The organism is Xanthomonas sp. SHU 308 (assembly GCF_000364645.1).
Taxonomy (GTDB): Bacteria; Pseudomonadota; Gammaproteobacteria; order Xanthomonadales; family Xanthomonadaceae; genus Xanthomonas_A; species Xanthomonas_A sontii.
In genome coordinates, this window is sequence record NZ_AQOK01000006.1 from 1 (window position 1) to 18,514 (window position 18,514).

Below are 18,514 nucleotides of genomic sequence, written 5' to 3' on the forward strand. Positions count from 1 at the left end.
CTGCGCGCGGCCGGGCTGTCGACCCAGGCGCATGCCGGCGACGCCGCGCTGAACCAGCTGGTGGCCAGCGACGCCTGCGACAGCGTGGTCGCCGCCATCGTCGGCGCGGCCGGCCTGGCCTCGACCCTGGCCGCGGCCCGCGCCGGCAAGCGCCTGTTGCTGGCCAATAAGGAAGCGCTGGTGCTGGCCGGCGAACTGGTCACCGCCGCGGCGGCCGCGGCCGGCGCCGAGATCATCCCGATCGACAGCGAGCACAACGCCATCTTCCAGTGCCTGCGCTCGCGCCAGACCGGTGCCGAGGTGCGGCGGGTGCTGCTGACCGCCTCCGGTGGCCCGTTCCGCGGCTGGGACCGCGCGCGCCTGCAGGCGGTGACCCCGGCGCAGGCCGTGGCGCACCCGAAGTGGTCGATGGGGCCGAAGATCTCCGTCGATTCGGCGACGTTGATGAACAAGGGCCTGGAGGTGATCGAGGCCCACCACCTGTTCGCGCTGGCGCCCGAGCGCATCGAGGTGCTGGTGCACCCGCAGAGCCTGGTGCATTCGCTGGTCGAGTTCATCGACGGTTCGACCCTGGCGCAGATGGGCCTGCCGGACATGCGCACCACCCTGGCGGTGGGCCTGGGCTGGCCGGACCGCATCGCCTCCGGGGTCGCCGGGCTGGACCTGCTGACGCAGGGCCGGCTGGATTTCGAGGCGCCGGACCTGGACGCTTTCCCCTGCCTGGGCCTGGCCTGGCGCGCGATGCAGGCCGGCGGCAGCGCCCCGGCGATCCTGAACGCGGCCAACGAAGTGGCTGTTTCAGCCTTTCTTCAGGGCCGGATCGGTTTCCTATCGATTCCTGCGCTGGTCGAGAACGCCCTGACCGAGCTGCCTGCGGTCGCGGCCGATTCCCTGGACGCGTTGCTGGCGGCGGATGCGCACTCGCGCAAGATCACCGAACTCGCCATTGCCCGCCACTTCGCCCATGCTTGATCCCCACGCCGCCATGAGCCACGCGCATGGGTAATGTCGTCGGCTCCATCTGGTGGATGCTGGTCAGCCTGGGCATCCTGGTGACCTTCCACGAGTTCGGCCATTTCTGGGTCGCCCGCCGCTGCGGGGTCAAGGTGCTGCGCTTCTCGGTGGGCTTCGGCAAGCCGCTGTGGTCGCGCTACGACCGCCACGGCACCGAGTTCGCGATCGCCGCGATTCCGCTCGGCGGCTATGTGAAGATGCTCGACGAACGCGAGGGCGAGGTGGCCCCGGCCGAGCGTGCGCAGGCCTTCAACAACAAGAGCGTGTGGCAGCGCATCGCCATCGTCGCCGCCGGCCCGATCGCCAACCTGATCCTGTGCGTGGCGTTCCTCTGGGCGATGTTCGTGATCGGCAAGCAGGATTACGCGCCCATCGTCGGCCGCGCCGAGGGCCTGGCGCAGCAGGCCGGATTCCAGCCCGGCGAGCGCATCGTCCGCGTCGGCGACCGCGACGTCGCCACCTGGAGCGAGGCCGCCATGCAGTTGACCGTCGCCGCCATGGACCGCGAGGACGTGCCGGTGCAGACCGAGGACGCGCAGGACGGCGCCAGCCATACCCGGACCCTGCGCCTGTCGCAGCTGCCGGTCGGCTTCGACGAGCAGCAGGTGCCGGCCCTGGCCGGCCTGACCTGGCGCTTTACCCTGCAGCCGGCAGTCATCGCCAACGTCACCGCCGGCTCGGCCGCCGACGGCGTGCTGCGCCCCGGCGACCGCGTGCTGGCGGTGGACGGCACCCCGATCACCAGCGCCGATCAGGTCGCGCCGCAGGTGCAGGCCCTGGGCCGCGGCGGCGGCAACGGCCTGATCGAGGTCGAACGCAACGGCGAGCGCCTGGCCCTGGACGTCCATCTCAAGCAGGCCGCCGGCCCCGGCGCGCCGCGCTGGACGCTGGGCGTGGCCATCGGCGAGCAGCGCCGCCCGGCCTACGACGCCACCCTGCGCTACGGCCCGCTGGCGGCGATCCCGGTCGCCTTCCGCGAGACCGGCCGGCTGGCCGGCGACACGCTCGGCATCCTGCGCCGCATGCTGACCGGCGAGGCCTCGCTGAAGAACGTGTCCGGCCCGATCACCATCGCCAAGGTCGCCAACGTCTCGGCAAAGCAGGGCCCGGACTGGTTCCTGAATTTCCTGGCGCTGCTGTCGCTGAGCCTGGCGATCATGAACCTGCTGCCGATCCCGATCTTGGACGGCGGGCACTTGCTGTATTACCTTATCGAGTTGGTCAAGGGCAGCCCGCTGAGCGAGCGCGCCATGGCGGCGGGGCAATTCGTGGGCCTGACGTTGCTGGCAGGACTGATGGGGTTGGCGTTCTACAACGACCTCTTCGGCCAGGCCCTGCGATGACCCGCGCCGATCCACTCGACCCGCTGTCGTCTTGCGCCGGCGCCCATGCAACAACGATATCGACCTCTACCGGACGTGACATGACGAGATTTCCCACTCGCCGCCTGCTTGCCCTCGCCCTCGCCGCCAGCCTCAGCCTGCCGGCCCTGGCCCAGGTAGCGGAGCCCTTCACCGCCAGCGACATCCGCGTCGACGGGCTGCAACGCATTTCGTCCGGCACCGTGTTCACCTACCTGCCGGTGGAACGCGGCGACACCGTGGACGAGGCCAAGGTCGCCGAGGCGATCCGTGCCCTGTACCGCACCGGCTTCTTCGAGGACGTGCGCGTCGACCGCCAGGGCAACATCCTGGTGGTCACGGTCAAGGAGCGTCCGGCGATCAACAAGCTGACCGTCACCGGCAACAAGGACATCAAGAGCGAGGAACTGCTCAAGGGCCTGTCCGACATCGGCCTCAGCGAAGGCGGCACCTTCGACCGGCTGAGCCTGGACCGGGTGACCCAGGAGCTGACCCGCCAGTACAACAACCGCGGCAAGTACAACGTCGAGATCACCCCGACGGTGAGCCCGCTGGACCGCAACCGCGTCGACGTGGCCATCGCGATCAAGGAAGGCAAGGCGGCCAAGATCCGCCACGTCAACCTGATCGGCACCGAGAAATTCCTCAACAAGGACATCCTGGAGAACTGGGAGTCGCGCGAGCACAACTGGCTGTCCTGGTACCGCCGCGACGACCAGTACTCCAAGGAAAAGCTGTCCGGCGACCTGGAGAAGCTCAACTCCTGGTACCTGGACCGCGGCTACGTCGACTTCAGCGTCGACTCCACCCAGGTGGCGATCAGCCCCGACAAGCGCGACATGTACCTGACCGCCGGCATCACCGAAGGCGAGCAGTACAAGATCTCCGACATCAAGGTCACCGGCGACACCATCCTGCCGCAGGAAGAGATCGAGAAGCTGGTGATCCCCAAGGCCGGCGACACCTTCTCGCGCGCGCTGCTGGAATACAGCTCCGACGCCATCACCAACACCCTGAGCAACATCGGCTACGCCTTCGCCAAGGTCACCCCCATCCCGACCACCGACCGCGAGAAGCGCACGGTGGCGGTGAACCTGCAGGTGACGCCGGGCCCGCGCGTGTCGGTGCGGCGCATCGTGTTCCGCGGCAACACCCGCACCTCCGACGAAGTGCTGCGCCGCGAAATGCGCCAGTTCGAGGACACCTGGTACTCGCAGGCGGCGATCGACCGCTCCAAGATCCGCCTGCAGCGCCTGGGCTACTTCGAGTCGGTGGACGTGGAAACCCCGCCGGTGCCGGGCAGCAACGACAAGGTCGACGTAGTCTACAACGTCAAGGAGACCACCTCGGGCAGCTTCACCTTCGGCCTGGGCTATTCGCAGACCTACGGCGTCACCACCTCGGTGCAGCTGTCGCAGAACAACTTCCTGGGCGGCGGCAACCGCGTCGCGGTGGACGCCTCGCGCAGCAGCTACCAGGAGCGCTACGCGTTCTCCTACACCAACCCGTTCTTCACCGACGACGGCGTGTCGCTGGGCTACAACCTGTCCTGGCGCAAGCTGGACTACTCCGACTTCGGCACCGCGCAGTACAACAGCACCAACGGCGCGGCGCAGGTGATCTTCGGCGTGCCGATCACCGAGACCGACAGCGTCTCGCTGATGTTCGGCGTGGACAGCAACCAGATCACCACCTATCCGGGCTTCACCCCGCAGGCGATCATCAACTACATCGACGCGATCGGGACCAAGACCTTCCACGCCTGGCGCAGCGAGCTCGGCTGGGCGCGCGACACCCGCAACGACTACTTCATGCCCACCCGCGGCATGTACCAGCGTGTGGGCCTGGAAGCCACCCTGCCCGGTTCGACCGTGGAGTACTGGAAGCTCAACTACCAGATCTCCAAGTACTGGCCGATCTCGCCGGCGCTGGTGCTCAACACCCGCGCGGAGTTCGGCTACGGCGACAGCTACGGCAGCGACGTGTCGCGCGACATCTGCGGCACCTACACCAGCGATGCGCAAGGCACGACGACCTACAACCCGCAGGCCTGCAACGGCTCCAATCTGATCCGCAGCGTCACCGCCTCGGGCCTGCCGTTCTACGAGAACTTCTACGCCGGCGGCACCAACTCGGTCCGCGGCTTCGAGGACAACACCCTCGGCCCGCGCTCGGAGGCCACCGCCTCGTACCGCCGCGGCCAGCCGCTGGGCGGCTCGTTCAAGACCGTGGGCTCGGCGGAAATGTACTTCCCGAAGCTGTTCGACAGCCCGTCGGCGCGCATTTCGGCGTTCGTGGACGTCGGCAACGTGTTCAATGGCGTGGACAACTTCAAGTCCAACCAGTTGCGCGCCTCCACCGGTATCGCCCTGCTGTGGCGGGCCCCGGTCGGCCCGATCTCGATCAGCTATGCGATTCCGTTGAAGAAGGAAGACAACGACGAGATCGAGCGCCTGCAGTTCACCTTTGGTGGGCAGTTCTAAAAGAACTGCCCACCCGCTGCCAGGGCTGCGCCCTGGCAGCCAGGTTTTCGCTGCGCGAAAACCTGCTGGGGCTTGGCTTGCCTAATCCGCGCGCCTGTCGGCGCGCCCCGAGCGCGTCACCGCATTCGCGCTGACGCCCCACGATTCGCACTGCGAATCGCGGGGCCCGGCTCATCGCCTTCCGAATCCCCCCGCCTTCGGCGCGCCCCCTTTACCAAAGGGGGCTTTGCTCGAGTCGGTCGATCGTGGCTTGCAGGTGATCGAGCCTATTCGGCTTGGTGTACGCGAGCGGGTCCCACGCCCTACGCGGGCGTACGTATGACCGTGCTGGTGGCACACGGTAGAATCTCCCGGTGAATACTTCGACCTATACCGCTGACGAGATCGCCGAGCGTTTCGGTCTGCAGGTGCATGGCGACGGCAGCGTCGCGGTGCGCGGCGTGGCCACGCTGGCGCAGGCCGGCCCGGGACAGCTCAGCTTCCTGGCCAATCCCCGCTATCGTGCGCAACTGGCCGACAGCACGGCGGCGATCGTGGTGCTGCGTGCCGACGACGCCGAAGCCGCGCCCGGCACCGCGCTGATCGCGCGCGATCCGTACGTCGCCTTCGCCAAGATCGCCGCGCTGTTCGACGTGGCCCCGCTGCGACCGCCCGGCATCCATCCCAGCGCCAGTATCGATCCCAGCGCGCAGGTCGCGCCCGGCGCGCACATCGGCGCGTTCGTCAGCATCGGCGCGCGCAGCGTCATCGGCGAGGGCTGCGTGATCGGCCCCGGCTGCGTGATCGGCGAGGACTGCCAGGTCGGCGCCGGCAGCGAACTGATCGCCCGCGTCACCCTGGTCACCCGGGTGCGTCTGGGCCAGCGCGTGCGTGTGCATCCCGGCGCGGTGCTCGGCGCCGACGGCTTCGGCCTGGCGATGGACGCCGGCCGCTGGATCAAGGTGCCGCAGCTCGGCGGCGTCCGCATCGGCGACGATTGCGAGATCGGCGCCAACACCTGCGTGGACCGCGGCGCGCTGGAAGACACCACCCTCGAAGAAGACGTGCGCCTGGACAACCTGGTGCAGGTCGCGCACAACGTGCACATCGGCGCGCACAGCGCCATCGCCGGCTGCACCGGCATCGCCGGCAGCGCCAAGATCGGCCGCTACGTGATGCTCGGCGGCGCGGTCGGCGTGGTCGGCCACCTGGAGATCTGCGACAAGGTCGTGGTCACCGGCAAGTCGGTCGTGCGCAACTCCATCCACGAGCCGGGCGAGTACTCGTCCGGCACCCCATTGACCGACAACCGCACGTGGCGCAAGAACGCCGCGCGCTTCAAACAGCTCGATGCCCTGGCCCGTCGCATCCTGTCTGTCAGCAAGGAGAAGGAATGAGCCACGATCAGCCCCTGCCGGACGCCACCCTGCCGGACATCAACCAGATCCGCGCACTGCTCCCGCACCGCTACCCGTTCCTGCTGGTGGACAAGGTGGTCTCGCTGGATTTCGAGAACCGCCGGATCGTCGCGCACAAGAACGTCAGCATCAACGAGCCGTATTTCCAGGGCCATTTCCCGGGCCAGCCGATCATGCCCGGCGTGCTGATCATCGAGGCGCTGGCGCAGGCCGGCGGCATCCTGACCCAGCTGGCGATGGGCCGCGACGCGCAGTCCAAGCTGTTCTACATGGTCAAGGTCGACAACGCCCGCTTCAACAGCCAGGTGGTGCCCGGCGACGTGCTGGAGCTGCACGTGGAAATCAAGCGGGTGATCCGCAACATGGCGGTGTACTACGGCGAGGCCAAGGTCAACGGCAAGGTCGTGGCCTGCGCCGAAGTGCTGTGCGCCGGCACCCGCGAATGACCCTGGCAGGAGACCTGCGATGAGCGCCAACGCTCCCCTGATTCACCCCTCCGCGATCATCGACCCGGGCGCGAAACTCGCCGCCGACGTGCGCGTCGGCGCCTTCACCGTGATCGGCGCCGAGGTGGAGATCGGCGAAGGCTGCGAGATCGGCTCGCATTGCAGCATCGTCGGCCCGACCCGGCTCGGCCGCGACAACCGCCTGGTCGGCCACGTCGCGCTCGGCGGCGACCCGCAGGACAAGAAGTTCGCCGGCGAACGCACCGAACTGGTGATCGGCGACCGCAACGTGATCCGCGAGTTCGTCACCGTCAGCCGCGGCACCGGCAGCGGCGGCGGCATCACCCGCGTGGGCAGCGACAACTGGTTCCTCGCCTACACCCACGTCGCCCACGACTGCATCGTCGGCAACCATTGCGTGTTCTCCAACAACACCACCCTGGCCGGGCACGTGGAAGTGGGCGACCACGTGATCATCAGCGGCTTCGCCGGCGCGCACCAGTTCTGCCGCATCGGCGATCACGCCTTCCTCGGCATGGGCGCGCTGATCAACGGCGACGTGCCGCCGTTCACCATGGTCGGCGGCAATTCGCTGGGGCGCCCGCGCGGCATCAACAGCGAAGGGCTGAAGCGCCGCGGCTTCGATCCCGAACGCGTGGCCGCGATCAAGCGCGCCTACCGCGCGCTGTACGTGGCCGGCCTGCCGCTGGCCGAGGCCAAGCACCAGTTGGCGGTGCTGGCCGAAGGCAGCGAGGACGTGCGCGCGATGCTGGAGTTCATCGAATCCAGCGAGCGGCCGTTGTTGCGATGACGGCCGGGAATGGGGAATCGGGAATGGGGAATGGGAAGAGCGGTCGCCCGCCCGGCCCCGGCCCTGCTGTTGCTTCGACCATTCCCCATTCCCCATTCCCCATTCCCCGCGCAGCGAAGCTGCGGATCGCCCTGGTCGCCGGCGAAGCCTCCGGCGACCTGCTGGGCGCGGGGCTGATCGACGCGCTGCGCGCGCGCTATCCCGACGCGGAGTTCGCCGGGGTCGGGGGCGAGGCGATGCGCCAGGCCGGGTGCCAGACCTGGTTCGACGCCAGCGAGCTGGCGGTGATGGGTCTGCTGGAAGTGCTGCGGCACCTGCCGCGCCTGCTGAAGCTGCGCCGCGCGCTGCGCGAGCGGCTGCTGGCCTGGCGCCCGGACGTGTTCGTCGGCATCGATGCCCCCGACTTCAACCTGGGCGTGGAGCGCTGGCTGAAGCAGCGCGGGCTGCGCACCGTGCATTACGTCAGTCCATCGGTATGGGCCTGGCGCGAGCAGCGCGCGGCCAAGATCGGCGCCAGCGCCGACCGGGTGCTGTGCCTGTTCCCGATGGAGCCGCCGATCTACGCCAAGCACGGCGTGGACGCGCGCTTCGTCGGCCACCCCATGGCCGATGCGATCGCGCTGCACGAAGACCGCGGCGCGGCGCGTGCGTCCCTGGGCGTGGCCGCCGACGTGCCGGTGCTGGCGGTGTTGCCGGGCAGCCGCCTGGGCGAGATCGGCAAGCTCGGCGACACCTTCTTCGCCGCCGCCGCGCAGGTGCTGCAGCAGCTTCCGGACGCGCGCGTGCTGGTGCCGGCCGCCAATGCCGCGTGCAAGGCGCTGATCGAAGAACAACTCGCGCGCTCGGCCTTGCCGGCGGCCGCCACCCGGGTGCTGGACGGCCACGCGCGCACCGCGCTGCTCGCCGCCGATGCGGTGCTGCTGGCCTCCGGCACCGCGACCCTGGAAGCCATGCTGGTGAAGCGGCCGATGGTGGTCGGCTACAAGGTCGCCCCGCTCACCTACCGCATCGTCAAGGCGCTGGGCCTGCTGAAGGTGGACCGCTACGCCCTGCCCAACATCCTCGCCGGCCGCGACCTGGCACCGGAACTGATGCAGGACGCCTGCACCCCCGACGCCCTGGCCGCCGCGCTGCTGCACTGGCTGCGCAACCCGCAGGCGGTAGCGGCGCTGCAGCCCGAATACGAACGCCTGCACCTGCTGCTGCGCCAGGACGCCTCGGCGCGCGCGGCCGATGCGGTGCTCGAATTGCTGGAGGGCCGGGAATCGGGAATCGGGAATCGGGAATCGACAGGAGCAACGGCATGAAGCGCTCCCTTCCCCCGCCGTCGCCGCAGCAGTCGCTTTTGTCCCATTCCCCATTCCCCACTCCCGATTCCCGGCTCTACGCCGGCGTCGACGAAGCCGGCCGTGGTCCCCTGGCCGGGCCGGTGGCGGTGGCGGCGGTGGTGTTCGATCCGGCGCGCACCCGCATCAACGGGCTGGACGATTCCAAGCAGCTGACCGCGGCGCGCCGCGAGACGCTGTATGCGCGCATCGTCGAGCGCGCGCTGGCCTGGCAGGTGGTGCTGATCGAGGCCGAGGAGATCGACCGGCTGAACATCTACCAGGCGACCATGCTGGGCATGCGCCGCGCGGTCGAGGGCGTGGCCCACGTGGCCGGCTTCGCCCGCATCGACGGCAACCGCGTGCCCAAGGGCCTGCCCTGCGCCGCCGAGGCGCTGGTCGGCGGCGATGCCCGCGACCGCGCGATCATGGCCGCCTCGATCGTCGCCAAGGTCACCCGCGACCGGATCATGCAGCGCCTGCACGACGAACACCCGCACTACGGCTTCGACCTGCACAAGGGCTACGCCACCCCGGCGCACCTGGCCGCACTGGCCGCGCACGGCCCCTGCATCCACCACCGGCGCAGCTTCGCGCCCGTCAGGATGGCCCTGGCGGGCCGGGAGCCGGCCGTGGAGATTGGGGATTCGCTGGAGTCGCTGCAACTCGCGTAGGACGTTCGACTGGGTCGGGCCGGCATCGCGCGCACTCAACGCGCAATGAGACCGCAAACGAATCCCCAATCCCCACTCCCGAATCCCCGCCCCTCGCTGTCAAGCCTTGCCCGGCTCGCCCCCCGCCGCTACCCTGCCCGGGCATCGCTCTGGTTCCGCATGTCCACTTCCCGCTTCGCCCATCTGCACATCCACACCGAGTTCTCGCTGGCGGATTCGACCATCCGTGTGCCCGAGAAACCGGATCAGGCTGACCCGAAGAAAGCCAAGCAGGCCAACCTGCTCAGCCGCGCGGTGGAACTGGACCTGCCCGCGCTGGCGGTCACCGACCTCAACAACCTGTTCGCGCTGGTCAAGTTCTACAAGGCCGCCGAGGGCGTGGGCATCAAGCCGATCGCCGGCGCCGACCTGCTGATCGCCGACGGCACCCAGGCGCCGTGGCGGCTGACCGTGCTGTGCCGCAATCGCGACGGTTACCTGAGCCTGTCGCGGCTGCTGACCCGCGCCTGGCTGGAAGGCCACCGCAGCGAAGGCGGCGTGGCGCTGCGCCCGGAATGGCTGCAGACCGGCAGCGACAACCTGTTCGCGCTGGCCGGCCGCGAGAGCCTGGCCGGGCGCCTGGCCAGCGAAGGCCGCCACGATCTGGCCGAGCAGCAACTGGCCGACTGGCAGCGCATCTTCGGCGACGGCCTGCACCTGGAACTGACCCGTACCGGCCGCGACGGCGAGGAAGCGTTCAACCAGTTCGCCCTGCACGCCGCCGGCACCCGCGGCCTGCCGGTGATCGCCAGCAACGACGTGCGCTTCCTGTACGCCAGCGACTTCGCCGCGCACGAGGCGCGCGTGTGCATCTCCTCCGGCCGCGTGCTCGACGATCCCAAGCGCCCGCGCGACTACAGCGACCAGCAGTACCTGAAGTCGGCCGAGGAGATGGCCGCGCTGTTCGCCGACATCCCCGACGCGATCGACAACACCCTGGCGCTGGCGCAACGCTGCAACATCGAGATGCAGCTGGGCACCTACTTCCTGCCCGCCTATCCGGTGCCCGACGACGAGACGCTGGACAGTTGGATCCGCAGCCAGTCGCGCGACGGCCTGGCCGCGCGCCTGGAGAAGAACCCGCTGGCGCCCGGCAAGACCCGCCAGGACTACGTGGACCGGCTCGAGTTCGAGCTGGACACCATCATCAAGATGGGCTTCCCCGGCTACTTCCTGATCGTGGCCGACTTCATCCAGTGGGGCAAGAACCAGGGCATCCCGATCGGCCCGGGCCGCGGTTCCGGCGCCGGTTCGCTGGTGGCGTGGGCGCTGCAGATCACCGACCTGGATCCGCTGCCGTACAACCTGCTGTTCGAGCGCTTCCTCAACCCGGAACGCGTGTCGATGCCCGACTTCGACATCGACTTCTGCATGGATCGCCGCGACGAGGTGATCGACTACGTGGCGCGCAAGTACGGCCGCGACCGGGTCAGCCAGATCATCACCTACGGCACCATGGCGGCCAAGGCGGTGGTGCGCGACTGCGGCCGCGTGCTCGGCTTCCCGTACGGCCTGGTCGACGGCGTCGCCAAGCTGATCCCCAACATCCTCGGCATCACGCTGAAGGATGCGATGGGCGAAGGCAAGGACAGCGAGATGGCCTCGCCGGAGCTGATCCAGCGCTACCAGGCCGAGGACGACGTCCGCGACCTGATGGACCTGGCGCGGCAGCTCGAGGACCTGACCCGCAACGCCGGCAAGCACGCCGGCGGCGTGGTGATCGCGCCGACGCCGCTGTCCGACTTCTGCCCGCTGTTCGCCGAACACGATGTCGACACCTTCGGCAAGAACCCGGTCACCCAGTTCGACAAGGACGACGTCGAGCAGGTCGGCCTGGTCAAGTTCGACTTCCTCGGCCTTCGCACCCTGACCATCATCGACTGGGCGGTGAAGGCGATCAACGTGCGCCACGCGCGCGCCGGCATCCCGCCGGTGGAGATCGCCGCGATCCCGCTCGACGACGCGCCGACCTACAAGGGCATCTTCGCCTCGGGCAACACCGGTGCGGTGTTCCAGTTCGAATCCTCGGGCATGCGCCGGCTGCTGAAGGACGCCCGCCCCGACCGCTTCGAGGACCTGATCGCGCTGGTGTCGCTGTACCGCCCGGGCCCGATGGACCTGATCCCCTCGTTCAACGCGCGCAAGCACGGGCAGGAGGAGATCGTCTATCCCGATCCGCGCACCGAAGCGATCCTGAAGGACACCTACGGCATCATGGTGTACCAGGAGCAGGTGATGCAGATGGCGCAGATCGTCGGCGGCTACTCGCTGGGCGGCGCCGACCTGCTACGCCGCGCGATGGGCAAGAAGGTGCCGGCGGAAATGGCCAAGCACCGCGAGATCTTCCGCGAGGGTGCGGCCAAGGGCGGCGTCGGCGAGGCCAAGGCCGACGAAATCTTCGACCTGATGGAGAAGTTCGCCGGCTACGGCTTCAACAAGTCGCACGCCGCCGCCTACGCGCTGGTCAGCTACCAGACCGCGTGGCTGAAACGCCATTACCCGGCCGAGTTCATGGCGGCCACCCTGTCCTCGGACATGGACAACACCGACAAGGTGGTCGGCTTCCTCGACGAGGTGCGCAACCTCGGCCTGACCGTGCTGCCGCCGCGCATCAACGCCTCGGCCTACATGTTCGAGGCTGCCACCCCGGACACGATCCAGTACGGCCTGGGCGCGATCAAGGGCGTGGGCCGTGGCGCCTGCGAGGCGATCGTGGCCGAGCGCGAGCGCGGCGGCGAGTACGCTTCGCTGCTGGATTTCTGCACCCGCGTGGAATCGGCCAAGCTCAACAAGCGCACCCTCGAGGCGATGATCAACGCCGGCGCGATGGACGGGCTGGGCGCCAACCGCGCCACGCTGATGCTGCAGTTGCCGGAGGTGATGAAGGCCACCGAGCAGATGGCGCGCGAGCGCGCCTCCGGGCAGAACTCGCTGTTCGGCGGCGCCGACACCAGCGCCCCGGCGCTGCGCCTGGACCTGCCGGAGAGCAAGGAATGGCCGCTAGGCCAGTTGCTGGCCGGCGAGCGCGAGACGCTGGGCTTCTACCTCAGCGGCCATCCGTTCGATCCGTACCGCGACGAAGTGCGCGAACTGGTCGGCTGCGACCTGAGCGCGCTGGAGAAGATCTGCGCGCAATCCGGCGGCGGCCGCGGTGGTGGCGGCGATGGCGAGAAGCGCGCCTGGCGCCCGGAGGTCAGCGCGATCCTCGCCGGCCAGGTGGTCGGCGTGCGCCGCAAGGGCGACAGCCAGGTGTTCGTGCAACTGGAGGACGGCCGTGGCCGCATCGAGTGCAGCGCGTTCTCCGACGCCATCGCCGAGTTCGGCCACCTCCTGACCCGCGACCGCATCCTCATCGTCAAGGGCGGTGTGCGCGAGGACGAATTCAACGGCGGCTATGCGATGCGCATCCGCCAGTGCTGGGACTACGAGCAGATCTGCACGCACCACGCGCAGCGCCTGTCGCTGCGCCTGGACCTGCGCCAGCGCAGCGCCTGGCCGCGCATCGACGGCCTGCTCGCCCGCCACCGTCCCGGCAAGACGCCGTTGCGCCTGGATCTGCTGCTGCAGTCGCCGCAGGGCGGCATCGCCGGCATGCTCGACCTCAACGGCAGCCATTCGGTGCGCGTGGACCCGCAACTGCTGGATGCCCTGCGCGGCGACCCGGCGGTGCGCGCGGTGAAGGTCAAATACAACCCGCCATGGGCGAACTGAGCCTGGCGCGCAGCGCGGCGCGCCCGTTGCACATGGCCGAAGGAAGGAGGCCGCGATGAAGACCGTGCTGTTCCCGTTCGCTGCCGCGCTCGCGCTGGCGGCGTGTTCCTCGTCCAACGTCGACTTCCAGATCGACAACCCCACCGCCGCGCCGCTGTCGATCACGCTCGACGGCAAGACCCTGCAGGTGCCGGCACAGCAGGCGCAGCCGGTGACGTTGGCGGCCGGCGAGCACCACCTGCGCAGCGAACGCCTGGGCGATGTGCGCTTCATCGTCTACGCCGATACCAGGGGCGGACTGATCAATCCGACCCTGAGCGAGTACGTGACCGCGAACGCGATCTACCTCACCGGCCCGGACAAGGCGAAGAACTTCGGTTCGATCAACGCGCGGATCGAACTGAACGGCGTCACCTTCGAAGGCCCGTTCAAACAGACCCACGACCTGTTCATCGACAAGAACTGGACCTTCGGCGTGCGCGAGCCGTTCCCGGACGAGCAGGTCGTCGCGCATGTCGATGCCAGCGGCGGCAAGATCTCCAGCAAGATCTTCACTGCGCCGGACTTCATCGCCTACGTCGAGACCGGCATGGGCCAGCCCGGCGCGTTCGCGCGCGCGCGGCCGGGCCGTTACGTGACGCCGCGCTTCGCGCTGGAGAAGGCCCCGGCGACGTTGCCGCCGCTGGACCCGGCCTACGAGGCCCATGCCGGCCCGCTGCGCGCGCTCTACGCGCGTCACCTGCGCGCGACCGGCGCCGACGCGCAGCGTGCCCTGCGCAAGGAAGCCTTCCAGGCGCAGATGGCGTTCACCACCGCCACCGCGACGCTGGGCGCCTCGCTGCCGCCCTCGGCCAACGAGGCCTGCAACACCTTCGTGCACGCCTTCGGCGAGCTGACCGGGCGCAGTGCGCTGGTCGTTCCCTGAACCGCCGCCCCCGGCCAGCCGCGCCCCGCCGGCCTTTCCACACCGGAGCGTACGGGCAGTTGCCGTACATTCGGCTAAGCTTCCCCACCTTTGATCCATCCAACGGCTTCCAATGAACCCGAACTACCTCGACTTCGAGCAACCCATCGCCGATCTGGAAGCCAAGATCCAGGAACTGCGCAACGCCAGCACCGGCCCGGCGGTCAACGTCGACGCCGAGGTGGGTGCGCTGGAAGACAAGCTGCGGGTGCGCACCGCGCAGATCTTCCGCGACCTGTCCTCGTGGCAGATCTCGCAGTTGGCGCGGCATCCGCAGCGCCCGTACACGCTGGATTACATCAACGTGTTCTGCGACGAGTTCCAGGAACTGGCCGGCGACCGCGCGTTCGCGGACGACAAGGCCATCGTCGGCGGCCTCGGCCGCATCGATGGCCGCGCGGTGGTGATCATCGGCCACCAGAAGGGCCGCGACACCAAGAGCAAGATCGCGCGCAATTTCGGCATGCCGCGCCCGGAGGGCTATCGCAAGGCGCTGCGCCTGATGAAGCTGGCCGAGCGCTTCAAGCTGCCGCTGCTGACCTTCATCGACACCCCCGGCGCCTACCCCGGCATCGGCGCCGAGGAGCGCGGCCAGAGCGAGGCGATCGCGCGCAACCTGCTGGAGATGGCCGAGCTGAAGGTGCCGGTGATCTGTACCGTGATCGGCGAAGGCGGCTCCGGCGGCGCACTGGCGATCGGCGTGGGCGACCGCACCCTGATGCTGGAATACGGCACCTACTCGGTGATCTCGCCGGAAGGCTGCGCCTCGATCCTGTGGAAGGACGCCTCCAAGGCCAAGGACGCCGCCGAACAACTCGGCCTGACCGCCAAGCGCCTGTCCGCGCTGGGCCTGGTCGACAAGGTGATCCGCGAACCGATCGGCGGCGCCCACCGCAACCCCACGCAGATGGCCAAGCGCCTGAAGGCGGTCCTGCTCAACGAACTGGACGCCCTGGAACAGCTGCCGATCGAGCAGTTGCTGGAGAAGCGCTACGCGCGTCTGCGCAGCTACGGGGCGTACGAAGCGGCCTGATCGCGACACAAAGAAGCGTTGTCCATGAATCCCATCGTCCTGCTGTCGCTGGCCTTGCAGTTGGCCTGCTGCGTGCACGTGGTGCGCAGCGGCCGCCCGCTGTATTGGATCTTCATCCTGCTGATCTTTTCGTATCTGGGGATCCTGATCTACGTGATCGCCGAACTGCTGCCGGAGTGGCGCAACGATCCGCGCGCGCGCCGCCACCTGCGCAAGGTCGGCGCCACGCTCGATCCGAACCGCGACAAGCGCACCGCCGGCAATCGCCTGGAACTGGCCGACACCGTGGACAACCGCCGGCAACTGGCCGAGGTGCACCTGGATAACGGCGAGTACGCGCAGGCGGCCGAGGTGTTCGAGAGCGGCTTGCGCGGCATCCACCGCGACGACCCCGGACTACTGCTCGGACTGGCCAAGGCGCAGTTCGGCCTGGACCAGCCGGCCGCGGTGAAAGCCACGCTGGACCGGCTGATCGCCGCCAACCCGCAGTTCCGCTCGCAAGACGGCCACCTGCTCTACGCGCGCGCCACCGAGGCGCTGGGCCAGACCGACGCGGCGCTGGAGGAATACGCCGCGCTCGCCGACGACTACCCCGGCGAAGAAGCGCGCGTGCGCTACGCGCAACTGCTGCAGCGCGCGGGCCAGCCGCAGCGCGCCGGCGAAGTGTTCAACGAAGTACTGAAGCGCTCCAGCCTGGCCCCGCGCTACTACCAGCGTGACCAACGCCAGTGGATCGACCTGGCCCGCAGCGAACTGAAGCAACTCGACAGCCGCAACGCCTAGCTGCTGGCGCAAAGCCGGAAAGGGTCGGAAACGGGGACTTTCGAATCCCCAATCCCCAATCCCAAATCCCCGCTCAAAACGGCTTGGCCAGCACCAACCAGATCACCACCAGCAGCGCCAGCACCGGCAGCTCGTTGAACAGGCGCAGCGCGCGCGAGGACGGCAGCGCGCCGGCCTGGCCGACGCGCTTGAGCCAGCGGCCGGTGAAGATGTAGTAGGCCAGCATCAGCGCGACCAGGCCGAGCTTGGCGTGCAGCCAGCCGCTGTGGCCGGGCGCGACCATGGTCGGGAAGTCCGGCAGCACCTTGTAGCCCAGCCACAGGGTCAGCCCCAGCAGCAGGGCCAGGCCGAACATCATGTGGCCGAAGCGGTACAGGCGCCGGCCCATCAGCGCCAGGCGCTCCTGCACCTGCGGCTGGCCCACGCTCTCGGCGACGTTGACCAGGATCCGCGGCAGGTAGAACACCGCCGCCATCCATGCGATCACGAACAGCAGATGCAGGGACTTGATCCACAGGTAGAGTTGCATGCGCTGGCTCCGTGTCGCTGGCGTAGGATGTGCGGCCATTTTCGCCGATTCGTCCGGCGCCCGCACGGACCACACGCCCGCATGGACAAACAGTACGACGCCGACTACTTCCAGCGCTGGTATCGCCGCGACGGCATCGGCGATGCCGCGCGCCTGGCGCGCAAGGTCGCGCTCGCCGTGGCTCAGGCCGAGTACTACCTGGAACGGCCGATCCGCAGCGTGCTCGACATTGGCTGCGGCGAAGGCGCCTGGCGCGCGCCGCTGCTGAAGCTGCGGCCGAAACTGCGCTACCTCGGCTTCGACAGCAGCGACTACGCGGTCGCCCGCTACGGCCGCCACCGCAACCTGCACCCGGCGCGCTTCGGCGATTTCGCCTGGCTGCGGCCGTGCGCGCCGGTGGACCTGCTGGTGTGCTCGGACGTGCTGCACTACGTGCACAGCCGCGAACTGCGCCAGGGCCTGCCCGGCCTGGTGGAGCTGTGCGGCGGCGTGGCGTTCCTGGAGACCTTCGCCGCCGAGGACGACTTCGACGGCGACCACGCCGGCTTCCAGCCCCGCGCGGCGCGCTGGTACCGGCGCCAGTTCGGTGCGCTCGGGCTGCGCCCGGTCGGCAGTCATTGCTGGCTGGCGCCAGCGCTGGCGGGGGATGCGGCGGCCCTGGAGACGATTGGTCTGGTGCCCCATTAAGGTGCAAACTGCGCGGATGCGTTATGCTGCACGGCAGCATACGCTCAGGATGGAAACACCGGCATGCTCTACCAGTGGCACGAACTGACCCGTAACCTGCTCGCCCCCTGGGTACACCAGGCCGAAGCCAACGCCAAGATCTTCTCCGACCCCAACAGCCTGTGGTCGACGCTGCCCGGCGCCGAGCGCCTGGCCGCGAGCAACGAGTTGATGCACCGCCTGGGCAAGGACTACGAGAAGCCGGCCTGGGCGCTGGACCATGTCGAAGTCGACGGCCACGCCCTGCCGATCGTCGAGCAGGAAGTGCTGCGCAAGCCGTTCTGCCGCCTGCTGCGCTTCAAGCGCTTCAGCGACGACGCCAAGGTCGTGGACGGACTCAAGAAGCAGCCGGCCGTGCTGGTGGTGGCGCCGCTGTCCGGCCACCACGCCACCCTGCTGCGCGACACCGTGCGCACCCTGCTGCGCGACCACAAGGTCTACGTCACCGACTGGATCGACGCGCGCATGGTGCCGCAGTCCGAAGGCGACTTCGGCCTGGACGACTACGTGCGCTACGTGCAGGACTTCATCCGCCACATCGGCGCCGAATCGCTGCACGTGATGAGCGTGTGCCAGCCGACCGTGCCGGTGCTGGCCGCGGTGTCGCTGATGGCCGGACGCGGCGAGACCACGCCGCGCTCGCTGGTGATGATGGGCGGGCCGATCGATGCGCGCCGCAGTCCCACCGAAGTCAACAACCTGGCCACGCGCAATCCGCTGTCCTGGTTCGAGCACAACGTCATCCATACCGTGCCGCCGGCCTACCCCGGCCACGGTCGCGCCGTCTACCCGGGCTTCCTGCAGCACATCGGCTTCCTGGCGATGAACCCGAGCCGGCACTTCATGTCGCACTGGGATTTCTACGCCAACCTGGTCAAGGGCGACCTGCAGGACGCCGAGGCGCACCGCCGCTTCTACGACGAGTACAACGCGGTGCTGGACATGCCGGCCACCTACTACCTGGACACCATCCGCGTGGTGTTCCAGGAATTCCTGCTGCCGCGCGGCGAATGGGTGATCGACGGCGAACGCGTCGACCCGGCCGCGATCCACGACACCGCGCTGCTCAGCATCGAAGGCGAACTGGACGACATCTCCGGCCTGGGCCAGACCGCCGCCGCGCAGGACCTGTGCACCGGCATTCCCGCGGCGCGCCGCCAGCACCTGGAAGTGCAAGGCGCCGGCCATTACGGCATCTTCAGCGGCCGTCGCTGGCGC

General features: G+C 68.9%; 15 protein-coding genes. 14 read left to right on the forward strand and 1 reads right to left on the reverse strand.

The genetic code is table 11. The features are described from left to right. The 12 genes from dxr to D588_RS0100360 form a co-directional block, all read left to right on the forward strand. The coding region (gene dxr, locus D588_RS0100305) for a 1-deoxy-D-xylulose-5-phosphate reductoisomerase (RefSeq protein ID WP_017914565.1) at positions 1–972 on the forward strand (972 nt) is incomplete at its 5' end. Positions 973–998: 26 nt separating this feature from the next. Next, a complete protein-coding gene (rseP, locus tag D588_RS0100310) occupies positions 999–2,357 on the forward strand; it encodes an RIP metalloprotease RseP (RefSeq protein ID WP_017914566.1) in 1,359 nt (452 codons plus the stop codon). A gap of 80 nt (positions 2,358–2,437) precedes the next feature. Then, positions 2,438–4,858 (forward strand): outer membrane protein assembly factor BamA, encoded by a 2,421-nt coding sequence (bamA, locus tag D588_RS0100315; RefSeq protein WP_017908791.1) that lies wholly within the window; start codon positions 2,438–2,440, stop codon positions 4,856–4,858. A 353-nt stretch (positions 4,859–5,211) separates the two neighbouring features. Further along, positions 5,212–6,234 (forward strand): UDP-3-O-(3-hydroxymyristoyl)glucosamine N-acyltransferase, encoded by a 1,023-nt coding sequence (gene lpxD, locus D588_RS0100320; protein WP_017908792.1) that lies wholly within the window; start codon positions 5,212–5,214, stop codon positions 6,232–6,234. Then, entirely contained in the window at positions 6,231–6,701 is a 471-nt protein-coding gene (gene fabZ / locus D588_RS0100325) for a 3-hydroxyacyl-ACP dehydratase FabZ (RefSeq protein WP_010344048.1), read from the forward strand. The genes lpxD and fabZ overlap by 4 nt, the downstream gene beginning before the upstream one ends. 19 nt (positions 6,702–6,720) lie before the next feature. Further along, positions 6,721–7,512: an acyl-ACP--UDP-N-acetylglucosamine O-acyltransferase gene (lpxA, locus tag D588_RS0100330; RefSeq protein WP_017908793.1), complete on the forward strand. Its 792-nt coding sequence runs from the start codon at positions 6,721–6,723 to the stop codon at positions 7,510–7,512. 23 nt (positions 7,513–7,535) lie between these two features. After that, positions 7,536–8,819, forward strand: coding sequence for a lipid-A-disaccharide synthase (lpxB, locus tag D588_RS0100335; protein ID WP_017914567.1), 1,284 nt, complete (start codon positions 7,536–7,538; stop codon positions 8,817–8,819). Beyond that, complete coding sequence (locus D588_RS0100340; protein ID WP_026143203.1) at positions 8,816–9,511, forward strand: ribonuclease HII; 696 nt, start codon at positions 8,816–8,818, stop codon at positions 9,509–9,511. The genes lpxB and D588_RS0100340 overlap by 4 nt, the downstream gene beginning before the upstream one ends. 159 nt (positions 9,512–9,670) lie before the next feature. Next, a complete protein-coding gene (gene dnaE, locus D588_RS0100345; protein WP_017914569.1) occupies positions 9,671–13,261 on the forward strand; it encodes a DNA polymerase III subunit alpha in 3,591 nt (1,196 codons plus the stop codon). Between the two features lie 55 nt (positions 13,262–13,316). Further along, positions 13,317–14,186: a hypothetical protein gene (locus D588_RS0100350; protein WP_017914570.1), complete on the forward strand. Its 870-nt coding sequence runs from the start codon at positions 13,317–13,319 to the stop codon at positions 14,184–14,186. A gap of 112 nt (positions 14,187–14,298) precedes the next feature. Beyond that, the gene (locus D588_RS0100355) at positions 14,299–15,258 is read left to right on the forward strand and encodes an acetyl-CoA carboxylase carboxyltransferase subunit alpha (protein WP_017908798.1); all 960 of its coding nucleotides are present in this window, start codon (positions 14,299–14,301) and stop codon (positions 15,256–15,258) included. A gap of 24 nt (positions 15,259–15,282) precedes the next feature. Beyond that, positions 15,283–16,041 carry a tetratricopeptide repeat protein gene (locus tag D588_RS0100360; RefSeq protein WP_017908799.1) on the forward strand — a complete coding sequence of 253 codons (759 nt, stop codon included), beginning with the start codon at positions 15,283–15,285 and terminating at the stop codon, positions 16,039–16,041. Between the two features lie 73 nt (positions 16,042–16,114). Here D588_RS0100360 and D588_RS0100365 read toward each other — a convergent pair whose 3' ends face one another. Then, entirely contained in the window at positions 16,115–16,570 is a 456-nt protein-coding gene (locus D588_RS0100365) for a CopD family protein (protein ID WP_017914571.1), read from the reverse strand. An 81-nt stretch (positions 16,571–16,651) separates the two neighbouring features. On the opposite strand from D588_RS0100365, the gene D588_RS0100370 reads away from it, so the two are divergent. Together D588_RS0100370 and phaZ are read left to right on the forward strand one after the other, a co-directional pair. Next, positions 16,652–17,257, forward strand: coding sequence for a class I SAM-dependent methyltransferase (locus D588_RS0100370; protein ID WP_017914572.1), 606 nt, complete (start codon positions 16,652–16,654; stop codon positions 17,255–17,257). Between the two features lie 63 nt (positions 17,258–17,320). Beyond that, positions 17,321–18,514: polyhydroxyalkanoate depolymerase (phaZ, locus tag D588_RS0100375; RefSeq protein WP_017914573.1), on the forward strand; the 1,194-nt coding region annotated here is incomplete at its 3' end.